The organism is Bradyrhizobium sp. LA6.8 (assembly GCF_040547935.1).
GTDB classification, from domain to species: Bacteria; Pseudomonadota; Alphaproteobacteria; order Rhizobiales; family Xanthobacteraceae; genus Bradyrhizobium; species Bradyrhizobium barranii.
Window position 1 is genome coordinate 498,716 of the sequence record NZ_JBEPQQ010000005.1, and the last position, 18,068, is coordinate 516,783.

Below are 18,068 nucleotides of genomic sequence, written 5' to 3' on the forward strand. Positions count from 1 at the left end.
GTTGGTCACTTTTCAGAAATGGCTTTGGGCTGCGGGATGTCCGTTCGCAGGGTAAACCTGACCCTAACGAATTAAAGTACCGACTTCCGAAATTGACCCGAACCGGACATTAGCGAGTGCTGATGCTATAAGGGCAAGCAGGAGCTAAGGAGGGTCTCGCAATGGTTGATCACCACCATTGGCAACTCGACGGTAGTGCGCCGGAGCTTTACGAAAAGTACTTAGTACCAGCGATTACAACAAAATGGGCAGATGATCTGGTGAGTCGATCCCAGCCCACTGCAGGAGAAGAGGTCCTCGACGTCGCTTGCGGCACCGGCGTTGTGGCCCGTTCAGCAAGCAGGTGCATGCTCCATGGACACGTTACCGGCTTGGACCTGAACAAGGGGATGTTGGCGGTTGCTCAGACGCTAGTATGCGAGGGAGCACCAATCGATTGGATCGAGGGCAGTGCGCTCGATCTACCATTCCCGGCCGAAAAATTTGACCTAGTTCTTTGTCAGCTGGGATTGCAGTTTTTTCCAGATCAGGGCCGCGCTCTCCGCGAAATGCGTCGGGTGCTGTCGCCGTCGGGTCGCGTCGGACTCAGCGTCTATAGTCCGATAGAACGAACTCCGGGTGCGAACGCATTCGTGTTGGCACTTGATAGCGTCCTTGGGCCGAATGCATCCAAGATCAAACGCGGCGAGCATTCCTTCAACGCGCCGGACGAGCTTCGAGAGCCATTAATTGAGGCGGGATTTGTCAAAGTCGAAGTCCAGACCGTGGTGCAGCAGATCGCATTTCCGTCGGTGCTCGACTACGTGAGGTTCCAACTTCTCGCAACGCCTATGGCGGCCCTATTGAGTAACCGAGACGAGGCTGATCGTCAGGCGGCCATCAAGGCGATTGCATTGGAGACCGCAAGCTTTTCTGATCGGCCAATGCTGGAAGGCGGCGGGTTTTCGTTCCGCCAAGAAGCATACGTAGGAACTGGGCATGCTACCGGTTGATCACTTCCGCTGTTGGCCCGTTTGAGACCTGGCGAGGGGTACTAAAGATGTCCGCTCACTGGGGCTGACCGGAAGTCGTCTCGGGAGAACCAAACCGACGCGATTGACCCTAAACGGAAATCGGGCGTCGCCTGATCGGATTCACAAAATCGCGCTCAATGTGGTTTGCGACAAGGTGCGTGGTTTGCTCCCTAAATCGCGCGGGCCGTTCGCCACATGGGGGCAAGCTGAAGAACCCGGTGTCGCCTTCGAAGGATGTGCAGAGGACTCAGTCGTTCAGAGATGAGCACGCGGCAATAGCCATCCTATGATCTTCTGATACGGATCGCGACGACTGCGGATGAATGCGTTCTCGTTCTGCTGAGCGGCGGTCCTGGCGAATTCAGAAATCCCCTCCATAGACTGCCGTTTATCCTTCGGAAGCTTCGCCCATTGGCGAATGATCTTCCGGCGGACTTCGCGTTGCTTTTCCCTTACGTCAGGCATCGGGACGCTCCTTGAAGAGGATTATTCCGGTCGACCTAGTATTGTTTGGGCTCACTAGAACTTCAACGTCCAATCAAGAACTCTTAGCCCCTCTGATCGTGCAGCGCTATACACGGGAGCGAGCCTCATATTGGCTTTGTAGGCCCGCCGCCCTAGAATTGCGGCGATCGCGGGGACGAGCAAAATGCGGTACGTTTGCGACGCGCCGAAGGGTAAGACCTGGTTCCGTATCGAGGCGGAAGGTGAAGCGGCGCATGAGTCGCGCCTGATGGGCCACACAGTCGAGAAATATTTCCGCAACGAGCGGGAGAAGGCAGTCCAGTCCTGGCGTCCGGAGCGGCCGGGCGCGATCGAGCGCGACATCGGCCTCGAGGCCTATGTACAGCGAGAGATGCCGGTTTTCCTCACACTGCGCGACAGGGAGGGCAATGCCCTGGCTACAGCGATGCTGCCACCGGGTGGCAAGGACCGCGGCGGGTTCCGGATCATCATCGTTGCCGCATCCAATGCCGATCCTTATCCTGAGCAGGACGCGGCCATCGCTGCGCTGGGAGCGCATTTCGGCCTCACACTCGATCGCCGCCGCTGCTTCCCTTACGGCCGCTAAGAAGCCCGGCAAGTATCGCCGCTTGATTGGAGCGATGTCGGCTCATGGCCCTTCGCGTCATTTCCCGGCGATGCAGAGCTTCGGTCGCTTTTCGGACCGGAGCGGACATAAGACAGCAGGCACTCCCGACTGGATCAGTCGAGAATGACCCGGAACGGACATCCGGCCTGAGCGGAGATGCCAGCGTCTCAAGACCAGAATCGATCCTCCCGCTGCTCATCGCCTTGATACTCGCGGAAGTCGGTCGCCTTTCCGTTCTTCATCTGCCAGACGTGGATCTCCGGAAACGAAGCGGACAGCCCGTTTCGTTCTGCCTTCACGGTAACCAGGGCGACAACGAGATCGTCTTCAGCTAGCACATTGTGCACATCGATGCTGAATGCGCCTCCCGAAAGCTCCATCGTGCGTTGAAAGAAGCCTCCGACCTGGTCATGGCCCTTATAGTCGCCTGATAGCGGACTATGACCGGGAACGTGCCATGTGATGCCCGCTTCGAAAGCCGCGAATACCGAAGGAATGTTTCCTACCGCAAAGTCTTCGTAGGCCTTGCGGACAATCACCGAATTCGAATCGCCCATTGTTGTCTCCTAAAAGGGTTAGTACCCCTACGGGACTACTCGTGGTCACGGTGCCGTATGAAGCCAGAATTATAGCAGGCAATGGGTCGCCTCGAAATGTCTCCCCTTGACCCAACTCTGACCTGGCCAGATGTCGGCTTTTGTGCTGCTGTTGGGGGCGAAGTGGTCGACGCGGTCTATATAGAGATCTAGGACGAACGAATGCGGCAGATTCCGTTGGGAGCCAGAGGAACATCGACAGTGCGGGTGCAACCCGAACATCTTGCCGACCGATTCAAGGACGCGATGTTGCCGCAAGTGCTTGCGACGCCCGTGATGATTTTGATCATGGAAAACGCCGCGCTCAATGCCATCAGACCGTTTTTGGACGCAGGTGAAAGCGCGGTCGGCACTGCAGTAGATGTACAGCACTTCGCCGCCACGCCTGTAGGCCACGACGTGTGCGCGACGGCAGAGGTAACCAACGTCGAGGGAAAACGAGTTGACTTCAAGGTGTCGGCAAGCGACGGCATAGAGAAGATCGGCAGCGGAACCCACCAACGAATTGTCATCGATCTTCGTTCGTTCAACGAGCGCCTTGCCAAAAAGAGGAGCTACTAACGCAACGTCGGCCTGACATTGCCGCCAGCTCTTGACACAACGCTGCCGGACCTGCTCGCGAGCGAGCGGTAGCGCCTTGCGATTGGAAAAGGCGCAAATCGGGTGCGACCAGGAGGCGAAAATAGCGTGACTTCTCAGTGGCAGTATCAGGTTAGGTTCGATGTGAACGATTCTGCTACGGCGGAATCGGTGCGCCGAGAACTCCGTGATCCGGCACTGGCGCCGCTGTTCGATATCCTCGCCGAGCATCGCGCTGCGCTGAAATGCCAGTTCGACGCCTTTGCGGAGTATGTCGCTGCAGCCGAAGGGCACGGCTTCGAAAACTATCCGCTCTACCAGTGGACGAAAGAGACGATCGAGAATCCGGCGAAGAAGGAAAAGTATTTGAAATCCTTTACACTCTACGTGGACGACCGGGAGGTCTATGCCAAGGAGATTGCTGACGCGCTCGAGGCGGACTTGCAACCGCTCGCCACTAGCGGGCTCATTACGCGAATATCCAAGTACGATACCAATCCCGCCAACAATCCCCAGTCGCCGCGGCGCCCCCGCGAGCGGAGCTAGCCCATCCGCGAGAGCGGGCTGAATGACCGCTCCTGGCGCGTTGCCGCCGATTCAACATGTCCGCTGTGAGGTCGGCTCTCTTAGCAGGACCGGACCACTTGTGCTCGATGTGAGACTTTCGCATTTTGACCCGAAGCGGACATTTGCGGCGCGATCGTCCGATCTATTCGGGCGGCTCGTCGTCTCTTTCTAGCCGAGGTTTTTCATACAGGACTGCGTTCAACAAGGAGCGGTGCACCTCGATCTTGCCGTTGTAGCTGATCAATCCCAGCTTACGAAATTTGTTCAGGAAATAGCTCACCCGGGGTCGGGTCGTTCCGATCATCTCAGCCAGGGTTGCTTGATTGATCGAAGTATCGATTGGCGTTGGCTTTCCATTTTTACCGAAGTTGGCCAGCAGTAGCAGAAGGCGCGCGAGTCGCTTCTCGCTTGAATTGAATAACTGATCGATCAAATCTTCTTCGATGCGATTGCTTCGGGTCACCAGGTAAGTCACGAAAAGTTCTGAAAATCTTGGCTCCTTGCGGAGCGTCGCCAGCATCGCCTTCCGCGTTATTGAGGTGACAACGCACTCCTCCATTGCCCTCGCGGTTCCAACGCGGACCAACTGGCCATTCAGACATCCCTCGCCAAAAAATTGCGCAGTCTCCAACATGCCGACGACTGCTTCTTTGCCCTGGTCGGAAACAACGGTCACCTTGACCTTGCCCGATTGGATGTAAAAAATCCTATCGGCCTCTTCACCTTGGGAGTAGATGATCCGGCCTTTCCGGTACTTCGATATCGTTTTGCCGGTCCCGACTTTGGCCAGAAAAGCCTGCGGATCGAACGGTTGCTTTGCTGACTTCACAAGTCCCTCCTTTGGACCAGCGATGCCTAAATATTAAAAAAAGCGTGTAGTGGTCAATATTGACCAGCGGACCAGTTTCCCAGGTGAGAAAATCACCCGATCAGTAGCCGGTGTCCGGCAGCGTGTTGTGCACCCGCCTGATCCCAAAGGGGTGCTCGCATGCCCGGCTCTCATGCGTTACCAACCGGCCCGCCGCTTAGCATTATAGAGCGCCCGCGCTGTCAGCATTGCCAGACCCGCACGGTCCTGGCCCGCATTGCGCCCGGCCCAGCCGGTTACGAACTCCGCACTTTCGCGTGCCCCAAATGCGATCGTTTCCAGCGAGCCCTGGTAGTCCGCGACCCCATGAACGGTGACGCGAGAGGCTGGCTTGCCGGCGAGCTTAAATCCCCGGACTAGATTTTGGCAATCTCATGGGAGATTAAAAATGGCCGCTCAAATAGCGTCCTCGCTACTCCGGGTCTATCGACGATGCGACCGATGCCAAAGCCCTACCATGGTGCAGCGGATCACGCCCTCGCGACCCGGGTATGAGCACTGGACGCTGCGCTGCACAAGATGCGGCCACATCCATCAAATGCAAGTTGTGTCCGGCCCATCGCAATCCGAACCGCTCGATTGGTTCGATGGCAATTTGTACTCACTGAAATGAGGTCCGGCATGCGTAACAGGAACAAGGTCGTATTTCTGACGGCGGACCATTTGGATGAGCAGGCAGATGCGCGCGCCTTTGAGGCGAAGCAATTGCCTGAAGGAGAGGCGAGACAGAATGCACTTCGTAACGCAGCACAGTTGAGGGTGTATGCCTCCATGAAACGCGCACTCACACCACAAGCCGCCAATTCGAAACGGAGATGATCCAAACTCTGAATCCGGCTGAGGCTACAGCAAAATGAGCAATGTACTTTCCTACGCGCTACGCTCCTTCCAGCGCATACGCGAGCGAACCTCCACCGAGGTGGATACGGTTTTCGCGAACGCAGCCGAAGTCGCCCTCGGTGCGGGCAACGAGGAGCAAGCCTTCGAAATGCCCGGGCAGCTGTTCGAACAACTGCCTTTTGCCGTTTATGTTTGTGACCGGGACGGCCTTGTTCTTCGGTACAACCGCCGCGCTGCGGAACTATGGGGCCGGTCGCCTAAGCTCGGCGATCCCGGTGAACGGTACTGTGGATCGTATCGAATGTTCCGTCCCGATGGCGGTTTGCTCCCGCACCATCAATGCCCCATGGCAGATGTGCTGCGCACCGGTATCTCCGTGCGCGAACAGGAAGTACATATCGAGCGACCTGACGGCTTGCGCGGCGTCGCGCTCGTTGACATCGAGGCAATCAAGGATAGCGGAGGAAACATTGTCGGCGCCATCAACTGCTTCCAGGACATAACGGAGCGCAAACGCAGCGAGACGCAAATCGTCGATCTCGCGCGCGAGGCGGAGCATCGAACGAAGAACATCTTGGCCACCGTGTTAGCGACGGTGCGTCTTTCTCATGCCGATCGGTCTGATGATCTCAAGCAACTGATCGAAGGGCGCATTAATGCTCTCGCAAAGGTCCATGCACTCTTCGTGCAATCGCGCTGGACGGGAGCCCAGCTTCACAGTCTGGTCACGCAGGAGCTTTTGCCTTACCGCGGGGAGAAAGAGGCGCGTGTGCGAACTAACGGCCCAATCGTAACGCTGGAGCCGTATACGGCTCAGGCGGTTGCAATTTCCTTGCATGAACTCGCGACCAACGCGGCAAAATACGGATCGCTGTCCGCAGTTCATGGTCACGTTGAAATCACATGGTCCCGGACGGCAGACGGACGGCTCAGTTTACGCTGGATCGAGTCAGGCGGACCGCCGGTCGCGCCGCCCACGCGCCGCGGGTTCGGCACGAGCATCATGGAAAACATAATCACAGGCCAACTCAAGGGTGAGGTGCGTTTTGATTGGCGCGACCAAGGGCTCACCTGTGAGATCACTCTGCATGCGTAGGTCTGCCGCCACTTGCGGCGCGACGGCAAAGTGCTTGAGCTAACGGGAGCTACGGCTAGCCAAGGCGACCGGCAATTCGGGAGATAATCCGCTGCGTTGCATAAGGCTGCAATTGACCTTTAGGCTTCTGTCCATGACGCGGGATGCTTGGCTTTTTAGACTTTCGCTCGTGTGGTGCACCGTGGTTGCTGGCGGCATCGTGTTTGTGATCTTCGCGCATTAAGGGACTGGCCCGTTTCCAACCCCACTGGCCTAATTTGATTTCGACGGTGGCCTAATTTGAATTGGCCACTTGAGTATACGGAGCACCCTGTGGGCAACGATCAGGGCTAGGGCGATGAGTCCGTAAGTTAGGATCACCGCCACCCAGACCAGACCGATGACTTTGGCCGCCTCTAGCATCTGGAATGCCTAGCGAGCCGCCTCAGTGGGCGGCCTCTTTCATTTTCAGGCCAAACCTGCGATGTCGCCTTCTGGCCCATCAGCGAAGTGGCGACACCTTTCATTGAGGTCCGCTTGGTAGGGCAGAGCGGACTGGCTTTGCTCACTCTGAGTTCTTCGCATTTTGACCCGGAGCGGACTTCAAGGCATGGAGCACGAACAGCGAATTTGAACCGCCGAGAAGCACGCAGCCGAAACACAGGAACATAAGTTTTGTTCAATTCGTTTAGCGTCTAGCGCAAACGCAAAGGACAAAGAATATGTTTGCTAACAGGCTTATGATCTTGGGCGCGGTGCTAGCCTCCAGCGCCAGCGCCGTGTATGCGGCTCCCTGCAATATGGCGAGCCGCGATGCAGGATCTGGGAATGTCCCAGGCTATACCGGACAACCCGCTGGTTCCACAGCAACTGATTCCAGGCATCCGCCGACATCTGTGATGAACAAAGCCTCCGAGAATGTCGCAACATCGTCGCAGGACGCGCAACGCCAGATGCAGAGCGAGCCTACCGCTGCCGAGCAACCAAAGAAGATCGAGCCCGCACCCTCCTCGCAGTCACCGGATCGGACGGCAGGCACGGTCGAGCAGACCCGTCCCGCACCCACTGAACAGTCAAAGAAATTGACAGCCGGTGAGGCCGAGCAAGCACCGTCCCAGCAAAAGGTGGGCCAGGACTGCGATTAAGCGCCGGGACAATGACTTCGATTTGCGATTAGGGGACTGAAAGGCGCCCCGAGCAGTAGCGAGCCCACTACCCTGCGGCCGGCGATCTTGTTGGTCGCGTAGCGAAAGCCACTTAAAATGCAATCGGCGCTGCGGAAGTTCTTGATCTTCTGCATGCCGTCGCGATTTCCCGCCTGATATGGCAGGTCAACGCGCTTGGCGATGACACCTTCCGAACCGCCGCCGGCTTGTTCCAGCCACTTCTTCGCGGTCGCGTAGTGTGTAGTTGCGGGCGAGAGGCGGAAGAGGCTGTTCTTGAGGTTTCCTTTCGCAAAAAGTTCGAGCGCGGGCCGCCGCTTGCTAAGCGGCTTCTGGGCAAGCTGCTTCTCGTTGGCCGACGCGAGCAGATCGAATACGAGATAGAGCGCCGGCGTTTCCTGCGAAAGTGTTCGAACCCGAGTGGCGGCTGGGTGGATCCGCTGAAGCAACGCATCAAAGGAAAAGCCGTCGTCATACGGAATGACGATCTCGCCGTCGAGCATGAATAAGTCCGCCTTTACTTTCTGTGCAGCGGCGACAATATCTGGAAAGTATCGCGCGAGATCTTCGCCAGATTTCGAACGCAGATCAACGCGACTGCCGCTCCGCGACATCAAGCAGCGAAAGCCATCCCATATTGGTTCGTACTGCCATTCCGGACCGCGTGGGATGGCGCTAACCAACCGCGCCTCCATGGCAATGAGAGGGGAAGGGCGTGCACGCTTGTTCATCGGCAACTTAGAACGTTCGCTAGGTAGCTTCCTGCTTCGGCACGGCGCTCGCATTGACCGATAGCTTCACCGTATCGCCTTCCACAGACCCGACCAGCTTCTTGTCGATGTAGTGGTGATGGTCCTTATGCCCTTCTGGGCTGTCCTTCTTGATTAGCTTGATGCGGTCACCTTCGACCTTGTCGACGGTGCCGACCGGAGCGCCGTCCTTGCCGATGATCTTCATATGCTCTCGAATTTCTGACATTTTGTCCTCCTTGCGCACCATCAACGACGCAGATGCATCTTTGTTGCTAAAAGGGCACGGCCCGAGGTTTGGATCCCCCGCGCACGGCTAGAGTTGATGGACCATGGAAGCTTGCCAGACGTTCTATCGAGAGCCGCATGGAGACCATTGAGGCCTATCTTGAGCGGAAACACCGGGAAATCGAACTGCTGAACGGTTGCTTGGAACGCCCGCGAAATCCGCTTCGTCCACGTTCGGTGGAGGAGGTCATTAGGGTCAAGTTTCAGCTGACTGCCAAGCTGCGCGCGGAGCATGAGTTGCAGGCTTGGAAAGCGACTGAGACCGCGTGGTCGGCAACGGCGCGTCCCGCCAGCGGGCCATTCGTATTCAGTTATGATTATCAGCGCGCGGATCTCAACGTCAGCGGCCCCTCGTTCTATAATCTCGAACGCGGCTGCACCGGCGAGACCATCTATTCCGCCTCCGGCATGGCTGCCATTTCGTCGCTGTTACTCGCTTCTGGGAAGATCCTTGGTAGGGCCGACATTTTGGTGCTGCCGGGCTCCTATGGCGAGACGCAGGAGTTGATCGAGCATTTTGTCCCAGAATTGAGACTTGTCCGCCTGAAGTTGCCGCTGGCAGATACATTGATCTCAGCCAACGGATCGCGAATCCTATTGCTGGAGTCGTGCGTCGCTGCGAACGCTTTTGAGGCCGTCCTCCGCTGCGACGGCTCCGCGCTCGATCTCCTGATTTTCGACACTACCTGCTTCGCCTGTCGATCGGGATGCATCAGGCGCGTGCTGCGCTGGGCACGGCGGTGTGGTGTTGCCACCGCGTTGGTGCGAAGCCATAACAAGCTAGACTCGCTCGGGGCTGAATACGGTCGGCTCGGCTCCGCGGTTTTGCTCACCTGGAGCGAGCGGTCCGAGGCCACTCTTTTGTTAGTCGAAGAGTTGGCCGTAGAAACCCGCAATGCGGTCCGCCTGCTGGGTGGTGCGGCGCTCCCAGCTCATTTCCCGCCCTATGTAGGCAGCCAAGCTTATTGGACCCTCACGAAGGAGCGCGTTGCAACCATTCTGCACAATGGCCGCCATGCGGCCCGGCATTTTGCACGCGAACTCCCCACGCTCTCAGATGAGCTCCATCTGTATGTTACCCTTCGCGCAAGGCTTCCTTTTGACGAAGACACCGCGCGGCAAGCCGCTGAGGCGATGAGCCGCGACCTGAGCGGCGAAGGGTTTGCCATCCGCCACGCCGGCAGCTTCGGCTTTGACTTCGCCGCGACCGAGTGGTTTCACGATGCGACAACGGACCAGTACAGCGTCCGGGTGGCTGTGCCCGATCTACCGACCGACCAGTGGAAGGTTCTCGCGGCTGCGATCGCGGAGTGGTGGAGAAAGAGCTAGTTTGCCGTCGAAGCTCTGAGAAGTGCGATATTCTTTGGTCAGAAGCAGGCTTGGACGGGAGTGCGAGAAGTCGGATTCTGACCTAAGTTGATATCGCCGCAGCGCTAGTCGATGCGTTTCGGGTGCGGGCCGGCGTCGGGTGACACGGCTGCCAAATTACGAGCATGAGGCGCGGCTGTCGCTTTTTCGCAGCGCTTCGCCAGCCGCGCGCTCGAGCGGTGGGTGCGGCTTCGCTAGCCCCATCGTGCCCAGGGGGGCGTCGTCGCTCACCTTACGAATGCTTACGTGCTCGATGGCGCCGAAGCGAATGAGAACTCGCAGAGGTGCGCATTGTCGGCCTGTCAGTCCACTCTTGAACACTGCGCCCGCGCCTGATTGACGCTACCGCCGCCGAGGAACGAAGCGTCGGCAACCTCCGTTAGTCGACCGTAGTCGTTCAAGGAGAAGCGCCATGGACTGGAACCGCGTCGAAGGCAACTGGAAGCAGATGAAGGGCAAAGTGAAGGAACAGTGGGGTAAGCTCACCGACGATGATCTTGATGTGATCGACGGCAAGCAAGAGCAACTCGAAGGGAGATTGCAGCAACGGTACGGCTACGCCAAGGATCACGCGCAGAAGGAAGTGAATGACTGGTACGGCCGCCAAAATTGGTGATGGCGGACATCGCTAGTTGACGTCCGGAGGGCCGCTGTCTCGGAGTAGCGGCCCTTATTCTTTAGGAGAGCGCCGAAGCGTACGATAAGTAGATCGGGTGGCTCGTTGGTATCGATTAGCGAGCCTAAGGCCTACGACTTCGTTTCGTGTTCGCGCACAGGCGTCCGCTACAACACCTCGGCACGGACCTGGGCAACGCCTCTATCCGTAATGCCCAAGCTGCGTGCAGCAGCAAGTGACAGGTCGATAACGCGACCGCGCACCCAAGGTCCACGATCGGTGATACGAACTACCACTGACTTGCTTGTCTTAAGATCAGTGACGCGAACGTGCGTGCCGAAAGGCAGGTTGCGATGAGCGGCAGTTAGTGAATTCCGATCAAACGATGAACCGCTTGCTGTTTTGCCTTTGGCATAAGAATAGTAGGAGGCCGTGCCGGAGAAGACTCGATTCGGAGATTGAGCTCCTGAACGGTCTTTCGAGGGCTCTTCCGAAGTCTGAGTTTGCGTTTGCTTTGTGGTCGAAGGCTGCGTTTGGGTTTCGTCCTTCTTTGTCTGGTCGCTTCCTTCAGGAGCTGGCTCCGCGTGAGCTCTTGGAATGATGGACCACCTGTCATCGAAGTTTTGTCCGACAGCCGGAGTTGAGTAGATCGCCATCCAAGCTGGGATTGTTGCAATCGCGATCATTCTACAAAGAACTTGCATGATCGGCCTCACGCACAAATGAAACTGATGGACAATGCGAACTCATCGGCCTGTGTTCCTGCACACGCATCCACGTGCAGACAAAGGTGAATGCATACCGATGGTTCGATGCGTGGTTCCGAGAGTGACGCAGCGAAGCAAGCAAACATCGCGCTGCGACGTATCACGCCGTAGAAACTGCAAAACCGAAGGCATAAATCATATTCGCCTCCAGCAGCCGCTGCTTGGCTTCTACTCCGGTGGTGCAGTCTTTCCATCTCGAAATTGCTCAAGCTTCGCTATTGCATTGGCCGCCAGCACGCCCCGTCTGGCGAGGTAGGACCAATCACCTTCTGCGCCTTGTCGACGCTCCAGCATAGCGTCTCGGCGATCTCCGGGGCGTTGCGCCGGCCTCAGCGAGCAGCGTCGCGGTTGTGCCGCGGTTGTCGTGGAAATTGGCCAGCGCGCTTTGACGCATTCGGCGTTCTTGCCGTTGGCTTCGGCCTCGGCCTTCGAAGGGCCGCACGTTCCTCCTCCTCGACGCTAAGAGCGGAGAGCGATCAACGGCGCGCCAACATATATCCAATCAGGAAGGCCATTCCGAGCGATGCGAGCGGAGCCTCGCGCGTTAGGTCGCTGACGATAGCCTTTCACTGGCCAGGCGGCTTGCCGTCGCCGAGCCCCTCGCGGACATCGCGTGCGACCTCGCGGACCGTTTCGTTGGCGGCAGCGAAAGTTGAGGTTTGGGTTTGGGATGGCGTGTCAGTCATGGCGTCCTCCTCGAGCGACAATGAACCGTGGAGAGCCTGGTTCCTCCAGAACTGACGGGGTCTGCTGCGCCTTACCGTGTGCGACAAGACGGCATACCGTTCGTCTCACGCTTTAGGAACGAGGCAATAACGCAACGTATTGTCAGAGGAAGTGGCGGGCGGAGCCTCGTAATGATCAGCGTGTCAAGGAAAGATCTGGAGCTGATAGCACTGCAGGAGATCCGGAGCTTTCCGGGGGGCGAATTAGTCATCGCGGTCGAAATCGAATGCGACGAAGGTTATCCGAACGACATGAATTGGCGTTTGGACGTTACTGCGGCCGATAACGCCGACATAGATCGCATCGAGTATGCCGCTCGGGCGACAACCGCAAGACTTAAACGTCGATACGTTTTCCGGCGGCACTGAAGTTGTCCGGCGGCAGTGAAGATCGATCGCGAGAACTTCTGGAGCAAGGTTTGCGCAATAGGAGGAGCGACCGATGCCAACCTTAAGTCAGGAAGACATTCGTATTCGTGCCTACGAGCTTTGGCGTGCTGCGGGCGAGCCAAACGGGGATATGGAGGCCTTTTGGTTTGAAGCCGAGAAACAGCTTTTGGCGGAACGGTCGCAACCAGATGAGCTTCCGCCGGGCATGACCGATAATTTGCCGGTATAAGAGCAATCAGGGCGCGTGGCGAGTCCGCCACGCGCCTTCGAGCACGAGCCGTCAACGTTTGGCTGGCGGGCCGCTCTTGTTTCCCGGCAGGCCTTTGACATTGGATGAGTCCTGTTGCTGGGTCGACATGTTCTGACCCACGGTACCGGTGGGAGAGGGACCGCTTGTGCTACCCGGTGCTCCGGTAATTCCTGTTCCCGAATTTTGAGCGCTTGGTGCTGTCGTCGCAGAATCGGCGCGACCCGAGCTGCTGCCCGGCATCTGCGCTGCGGAACCTGGTCTGTCCTGTTCACCGACGTAACCCGACGCACCGGAGTTTTGAGTCTTGATGCCTTTATCGGCTTCGTTTTGCATGTTTGGCGAGGTCTGTTGAGCCACCACTGGCGACAAGCCAGCGGCAACAACGATTGCTGCAAGTGCGATTCGACGCATGAGTTCCTGCTTTGATTGTTTCCTCAACAACGTGAGAAGGGCTCACTGGCTCCTAAGTTCTTTTTGATTCTTTGAAGGCCGATCGCATTCGCGCGCATTGCAAGAAGCGTTCGGGCCAACCTTCATTGATTGTGTCGCCCAAATCTGATCAGGGTGATGTTCTGTCCCGGTACCCAGCCGTGATCGTCACAGTTGACGCACGTCGTGGTCGTGGCACCGGCCGCCGCCGGCTTACCCTCGCTGGACATCAGGCGATCCAGTGCAATGGCAGCGCTTGCTGCATGTCGAAGCGCCTTGTGGCGTTGGCGGCAATGAAGGCTTGTAGTGCAGACGAGACCTCAGCGTTGGTGTCAGCTGCGCGTTGGGCCAGTGCGTCGGCGACGTCGGAAGTCGCGTCCCGAGACCACCCCTCGACGGGATTGAAGGATACAATTCGGACCGGATAGGCGTACTGACCGGACAAGAGATTTTGCAGAATGATCTCGAGGTCGGTGTCAGCCTCGTCCGTCTCCCGCCAGGCGCAACTGGCGCGCGCGCGGAAGTCTTCAAGTGCACCAGATAGACGTCGCGATCGAGCCGATCGGCCGGCACGATCGAGGGCGAGGAACGCATACGCTACTCCGTTACTACACGGCGGAGAGACGGCCCCGGCTGCAGGGGGTCAAGGGGGAGGCCGGGGCCGCTCCGCCAACTCTGGCAGCGAGCCAGCGACAATTCAAATATTCGCCTGCTCTTGTCGTTCCCCTTGAGACCCTTGTCCCGGAAGAAAAGGGCCCCAGCTCAAATGGGGATGAGCCGGGGCCTAGAGGTTACCCTCGGCGAGCCCGAGGGCGCCGGGAAAACTTGGCACTAGCCGCGATGTTCCTGCGCGATGGCTTGCTGGCGCCCGTGGCCGGACTCGAACCGGCAACACACTGATTACAGGTCAGCCGCTCTACCACTGAGCTACAAGTGGCTCCAGCGAGGCAGGGGGAGTGCAAGCTGGGGACGTGGCTTGTCGGCCACACGTCCGACTAAACCGAGACGGTTTGTCGGGATTCGGACAGACGAGCCAGCGCCATTTATTCAGGCTTTCAGCCACAGAAGTGGTGTGATCGGCGGATCAGCCCGGCGGTCTCCTCCAAGGGCCGCTGGGTTTTTCCGGTTTGCCAGTGGCCAGGGGCTGACGCCGCTGCGTGAGTGGAGGCAAGTGGCTTGGATAAGGATCTTCATTTCAAAATTGCAGTCATCGCTCTTGGCGCGTTTACGACCGTCTTGGCTATCAGGCTGATATATCCTGTCTGAGGTGTTCCTTCGATGGCGGTGCTTGTTCAGCCGCATCGAGGCATTGCCTTTAGGCATCTCGTTTTTGGTGCAAACTGCAAACGCGGGGAATTGAGCTGCGTTCCTCATGAACAGCTCGTACAGATCAGCACCACGTCTGCACCCAACCGTGCAGACAATCGGCAACCGGGAAAAATAGGAACCCCTCGTGCTTATGCCGGTTCTTCCCGCCGCATGCCCACCATCTATTTCGATATTCTCAATGATGCCGACACGATCATCGACGACGAGGGCGTCGAATTGCCGGACACCTGCGTGGCCCCGCAGATGGCTCTGGAATTGCTAGGTCAGGCGATTTTGGATGGATCGCGCCGTGGCACTCCGGGCCTTACCAAAATCGAACTGCGAGATCAGAACGGGCCTTTTCTGCGCGTGTCAGCCGCTGTCGTGATCGAGAAACTGTAGCGAGAGCTCGGTGATCGCGCGCCCCTAAACGGACATCCATCAATGAGCGATTTTCTACGTCATTCTTCAGCCGATATGTCCGTCTTTCCGAGACGGGACGACCTGCTTAGTAGGACTGAGCAAACCTCGCCGGTCAACGACCGTCGATGGACTGATGGCTATCTGTTGCCAGTCGTATTCTTATCCGTCGCCGGCGCGGCCTCGGTTGTGTGGATCGGCGCCATCGGATGGACCAGTTGGCGCCTGATCAACTGGGTGATTTCATAAGCCGTCCAGCAACGATAAGCCGCGCCGCCACCCGGCTGCGAGCCCTCGAATTCGTGACCGTTGCAGCCTGGCCACGAACGGCTCGGCTAGGAACGTTGGGCTTATTCCCCGATTGAACAGCAAAAGGGAGGACATCATGGTCCGTGACCTTTTGCTCCTGCTCGCTGTTTCAATCGTGTTGAGCGCATTTATCTGGAGCATCTTCGGAAATTCGCAAACAAGGTCTCGGCATCCGCGAGGTGAAGCATCACTTTCCTTGAATGCCGCTCCGGATTTTTTTCAACCGACGTCTGAGTTCATCCGTATATGAGGACCGAACGCTGACGCGTCCGTCGCGCGGCGCCCATTTCAGCGCAGGCAGGCCAGTCTTAAATCTCCTGCGCGCACTCTCGTGCGCCCAGCACGTGCTGCATAGGGTCAGCGGAGGATGGCTGTCGGGGTAGCTCCGGACCTCTCCTGCGGAGTAGCGGCACTTGCCGCTGTCGCAATTTGGATTGTTGTTTGGATTCTTCACATGGGCCCCGGTCAAGTCGCGATCTGTCTAAAGTGAACGAAGATTGTGACGAGTGCATGCATGGGAAAAGCCTCAGCGCGCCGAAAAGGCGGCTCCAGCGGTAGGGTTGCGAGCGTGCTGGAGCCGCGCAGTCGCGATGTGCAAAGCGCTCTGGGACGAATTGGACTGGCCCGAAGCGTGATTCAAATGCTGTTCGAGCGCCAGCGTTCCTATTGAAGACGTGTTGGGCGGGATAGAACACATGTAACGCCCGCCTTAAAAAATCGGGAACAACCGGAAATGCGCGCTGATGCAACTGCGCCGAACGGCGTCAGCGTCCGATTCCACCCCCGCCGATGTGCGAGGCCGTTTCGTTGTGTGGCGCTGAGAAAAGCAAAAAACGCCGCCCACTTAAATATGCCGCGGGCGGCGGCTTCCAGCCCCGGGACGGATCAGCAAAATCCCGGATATCCACTAAGAGATGCCCGGCGAAAAGGTTCAGCCGCACCACGGGGGTGTTTGTGGGGATGGTGGATTTGGAGCGGGGCTTGCCCAAGATGGCGGGCGTCATTCGCGCCTGCTCGCGGGCGCATAGCGCGTAGTCTTGGCAGCGCTCTCAATGTTGTGGTTTTCGGCCTCTGCTGGAGTTTCGAATGGCACCGCTACGACTTCGCCGTTCGGTGCAATCATCACGGCGAGGTACGGGAGCCCCAGCTGGGGCGGATTGTAAACAACGAAAGTTATGCCTGACATTTTCATGTATCTCGCATCCGAGGCTAACGGCTGAGCGCCATCTTCCATGCGAAGCGATCTCCCGCTATTGCCCACCGGCCGTATCCCTAGATCAAGGTGAAGGAACTCTTACGAAACTTTTTGTCGTGCGGGCGCCTATCAATTCCCAAAAAAGGGCCTCAGCTCAAATGGGGACGAGCCGAGGCCTTATCCTCGGCGAGCCCGAGGGCGTCGGGAAAACTTGGCAAAAACCACGATGTTCCGGCTCGGCAGAATCCCCGCGGCGCAAAACGTCAACAGTGCAGTGGTAGCACCAGCTGGACCCCGATCGGCCGAGCGCGCGCTGTGAGAAACATGCCACACGCAGGGGAGATTTAGAACTTGGCTGGGAACGTCTATGTCGCGCCCGGCTTGTGTTATGCGGTGACGGTCTCGGTCCCACGAGACAGAAGCCTGTCCGGAAGCCCCAGCATCATTACGCCCCCGGCCCGATGCTGGGGCCTCTACGGGCAGAGGATTCAAAGATGGGTCCCAACGCCAATACGGTTTTGGGCGTCCTGCTGGCGGCAGCCCTCCTGTACCTCATTTTTGTTCATTAGCCGGTTTCCGGGCTCAGTGGCCTAGTTTGTTAGCGTTCCTGCTTCGGAACGAGGCGGTGTTTTGGGCGGAGTCATGCGAGAGTTTCGCGCATACATAATCGATGACGAGGGGCACATAACGCTCCGAGTTGACCTTGAGGTACACGATGAGGCGGAGGCTAGGGAGCGAGCCAAATTGCTTGTAGACGGGTACACGGTAGAGCTTTGGGAAGGCGCAACCAGGCTCGATAGATTTGAGCCGATCAGCAGGCATTAAGGCAGGCCGCCTCAGTTGGCGGCCTCTTTCATGCTGCAAGTGGCGCGCGGCGCAAGAAGCGCAAGGATACAACTTCAGATTCGTTGTCGACGGCCCGCCGGCATGAAAGACTGACGGCATATTCGCGTCTCGGAGGGAATACCCGATGCGCCTTGCATTGCCTTATGTGGGAATTGGTTTTTGCGCGCTTCTCTCGGGCTGGTTGTCCTTTACCCTGATCTATTGAGTGAGTAAGCCATCGCCCGGGCCTAGCAAGCGTACATAAGTCCCGCTCTCATGCAGCTGGAGCCAGCCGCGCTCGATCGCGAATTTGAGCCCGGCGCCGAACTCGCTTCCGCTGCCCTTCAGCTTGAACAAGAAGGGCGCATTGATCCTCTCGATATAGATGCGGCCGTCCTGGACAGCCTCGACGTTCGTTGCGATCTCGACGAGCTTGCGCGCGGCCGCCTCCGGATCAGCATAGGGTCGTTCTTCGGCGTGCTTCATCGTCGTGTCCCACTGGCCGCCTGCGCGGCCGTGATATGTGCGCGGTGCTGGTAGCTCATCGCCCCATTTGGGCTGGGGTCTCTTTTAATGGAGGTGTGATTTCAAGCTCTTGGCGAGCTCCCGCTAACGTTGTATTGAACCAACACTTA

18 protein-coding genes and 2 pseudogenes are annotated in these 18,068 nt (G+C 57.9%); 12 read left to right on the forward strand and 8 right to left on the reverse strand.

Annotated features, from left to right (window positions below; genetic code table 11):
• The first annotated feature begins 161 nt into the window (after nt 1-161).
• The gene (locus ABIA90_RS26070; RefSeq protein WP_354119638.1) at nt 162-992 is read left to right on the forward strand and encodes a class I SAM-dependent methyltransferase; all 831 of its coding nucleotides are present in this window, start codon (nt 162-164) and stop codon (nt 990-992) included.
• Nucleotides 993-1,268: 276 nt separating this feature from the next.
• Here the strand turns inward: ABIA90_RS26070 and ABIA90_RS26075 are convergent, their stop codons facing one another.
• Nucleotides 1,269-1,478: a hypothetical protein gene (locus ABIA90_RS26075; RefSeq protein ID WP_354119637.1), complete on the reverse strand. Its 210-nt coding sequence runs from the start codon at nt 1,476-1,478 to the stop codon at nt 1,269-1,271.
• Nucleotides 1,479-1,662: 184 nt separating this feature from the next.
• Here ABIA90_RS26075 and ABIA90_RS26080 point away from each other — a divergent pair, with 184 nt between their 5' ends.
• Nucleotides 1,663-2,085, forward strand: a complete 423-nt coding sequence (locus ABIA90_RS26080; protein ID WP_354119636.1) for a hypothetical protein — start codon at nt 1,663-1,665, stop codon at nt 2,083-2,085.
• Between the two features lie 188 nt (nt 2,086-2,273).
• On the opposite strand, the gene ABIA90_RS26085 is transcribed toward ABIA90_RS26080, so the two are convergent.
• A complete protein-coding gene (locus tag ABIA90_RS26085; protein ID WP_354119635.1) occupies nt 2,274-2,663 on the reverse strand; it encodes a nuclear transport factor 2 family protein in 390 nt (129 codons plus the stop codon).
• Between the two features lie 201 nt (nt 2,664-2,864).
• Here ABIA90_RS26085 and ABIA90_RS26090 point away from each other — a divergent pair, with 201 nt between their 5' ends.
• Together ABIA90_RS26090 and ABIA90_RS26095 are read left to right on the forward strand one after the other, a co-directional pair.
• Entirely contained in the window at nt 2,865-3,263 is a 399-nt protein-coding gene (locus tag ABIA90_RS26090) for a thioesterase family protein (RefSeq protein ID WP_354119634.1), read from the forward strand.
• Nucleotides 3,264-3,389: 126 nt separating this feature from the next.
• Nucleotides 3,390-3,827 (forward strand): hypothetical protein, encoded by a 438-nt coding sequence (locus ABIA90_RS26095; protein WP_354119633.1) that lies wholly within the window; start codon nt 3,390-3,392, stop codon nt 3,825-3,827.
• 163 nt (nt 3,828-3,990) lie between these two features.
• Here the strand turns inward: ABIA90_RS26095 and ABIA90_RS26100 are convergent, their stop codons facing one another.
• Nucleotides 3,991-4,677 (reverse strand): Crp/Fnr family transcriptional regulator, encoded by a 687-nt coding sequence (locus tag ABIA90_RS26100; protein ID WP_354119632.1) that lies wholly within the window; start codon nt 4,675-4,677, stop codon nt 3,991-3,993.
• Between the two features lie 660 nt (nt 4,678-5,337).
• On the opposite strand from ABIA90_RS26100, the gene ABIA90_RS26105 reads away from it, so the two are divergent.
• From ABIA90_RS26105 to ABIA90_RS26115, 3 genes are all read left to right on the forward strand, one after another.
• Nucleotides 5,338-5,535 (forward strand): hypothetical protein, encoded by a 198-nt coding sequence (locus tag ABIA90_RS26105; RefSeq protein WP_354119631.1) that lies wholly within the window; start codon nt 5,338-5,340, stop codon nt 5,533-5,535.
• A 34-nt stretch (nt 5,536-5,569) separates the two neighbouring features.
• Nucleotides 5,570-6,652, forward strand: a complete 1,083-nt coding sequence (locus tag ABIA90_RS26110; protein WP_354119630.1) for an HWE histidine kinase domain-containing protein — start codon at nt 5,570-5,572, stop codon at nt 6,650-6,652.
• Nucleotides 6,653-7,530: 878 nt separating this feature from the next.
• A complete protein-coding gene (locus ABIA90_RS26115; protein ID WP_354119629.1) occupies nt 7,531-7,776 on the forward strand; it encodes a hypothetical protein in 246 nt (81 codons plus the stop codon).
• Nucleotides 7,777-7,823: 47 nt separating this feature from the next.
• Here ABIA90_RS26115 and ABIA90_RS26120 read toward each other — a convergent pair.
• Both ABIA90_RS26120 and ABIA90_RS26125 read right to left on the reverse strand, forming a co-directional pair.
• Nucleotides 7,824-8,489: pseudogene (locus tag ABIA90_RS26120) on the reverse strand (ATP-dependent DNA ligase); the annotation flags it as partial.
• 55 nt (nt 8,490-8,544) lie between these two features.
• Nucleotides 8,545-8,772 carry a DUF2171 domain-containing protein gene (locus ABIA90_RS26125; RefSeq protein WP_354119628.1) on the reverse strand — a complete coding sequence of 76 codons (228 nt, stop codon included), beginning with the start codon at nt 8,770-8,772 and terminating at the stop codon, nt 8,545-8,547.
• 137 nt (nt 8,773-8,909) lie between these two features.
• Here ABIA90_RS26125 and ABIA90_RS26130 point away from each other — a divergent pair, with 137 nt between their 5' ends.
• Nucleotides 8,910-10,160 (forward strand): hypothetical protein, encoded by a 1,251-nt coding sequence (locus tag ABIA90_RS26130; protein WP_354119627.1) that lies wholly within the window; start codon nt 8,910-8,912, stop codon nt 10,158-10,160.
• A 451-nt stretch (nt 10,161-10,611) separates the two neighbouring features.
• Entirely contained in the window at nt 10,612-10,815 is a 204-nt protein-coding gene (locus ABIA90_RS26135) for a CsbD family protein (RefSeq protein ID WP_354119626.1), read from the forward strand.
• Between the two features lie 167 nt (nt 10,816-10,982).
• Here the strand turns inward: ABIA90_RS26135 and ABIA90_RS26140 are convergent, their stop codons facing one another.
• Nucleotides 10,983-11,519, reverse strand: a complete 537-nt coding sequence (locus tag ABIA90_RS26140; protein WP_354119625.1) for a septal ring lytic transglycosylase RlpA family protein — start codon at nt 11,517-11,519, stop codon at nt 10,983-10,985.
• 920 nt (nt 11,520-12,439) lie between these two features.
• On the opposite strand from ABIA90_RS26140, the gene ABIA90_RS26145 reads away from it, so the two are divergent.
• Both ABIA90_RS26145 and ABIA90_RS26150 read left to right on the forward strand, forming a co-directional pair.
• Nucleotides 12,440-12,676, forward strand: a complete 237-nt coding sequence (locus tag ABIA90_RS26145) for a hypothetical protein (RefSeq protein ID WP_354119624.1) — start codon at nt 12,440-12,442, stop codon at nt 12,674-12,676.
• Nucleotides 12,677-12,749: 73 nt separating this feature from the next.
• The gene (locus ABIA90_RS26150) at nt 12,750-12,926 is read left to right on the forward strand and encodes a DUF2934 domain-containing protein (RefSeq protein WP_354119623.1); all 177 of its coding nucleotides are present in this window, start codon (nt 12,750-12,752) and stop codon (nt 12,924-12,926) included.
• Between the two features lie 679 nt (nt 12,927-13,605).
• Here the strand turns inward: ABIA90_RS26150 and ABIA90_RS26160 are convergent.
• A pseudogene (locus ABIA90_RS26160) lies at nt 13,606-13,970 on the reverse strand (hypothetical protein).
• Nucleotides 13,971-14,654: 684 nt separating this feature from the next.
• Between ABIA90_RS26160 and ABIA90_RS26165 the strand changes: the two are divergent.
• Nucleotides 14,655-15,086, forward strand: coding sequence for a DUF6894 family protein (locus tag ABIA90_RS26165; RefSeq protein WP_354119622.1), 432 nt, complete (start codon nt 14,655-14,657; stop codon nt 15,084-15,086).
• A gap of 2,566 nt (nt 15,087-17,652) precedes the next feature.
• On the opposite strand, the gene ABIA90_RS26170 is transcribed toward ABIA90_RS26165, so the two are convergent.
• On the reverse strand, nt 17,653-17,919 hold the full coding sequence (locus ABIA90_RS26170) for a hypothetical protein (protein ID WP_354119621.1): 267 nt from the start codon (nt 17,917-17,919) through the stop codon (nt 17,653-17,655).
• Nucleotides 17,920-18,068 lie beyond the last annotated feature (149 nt).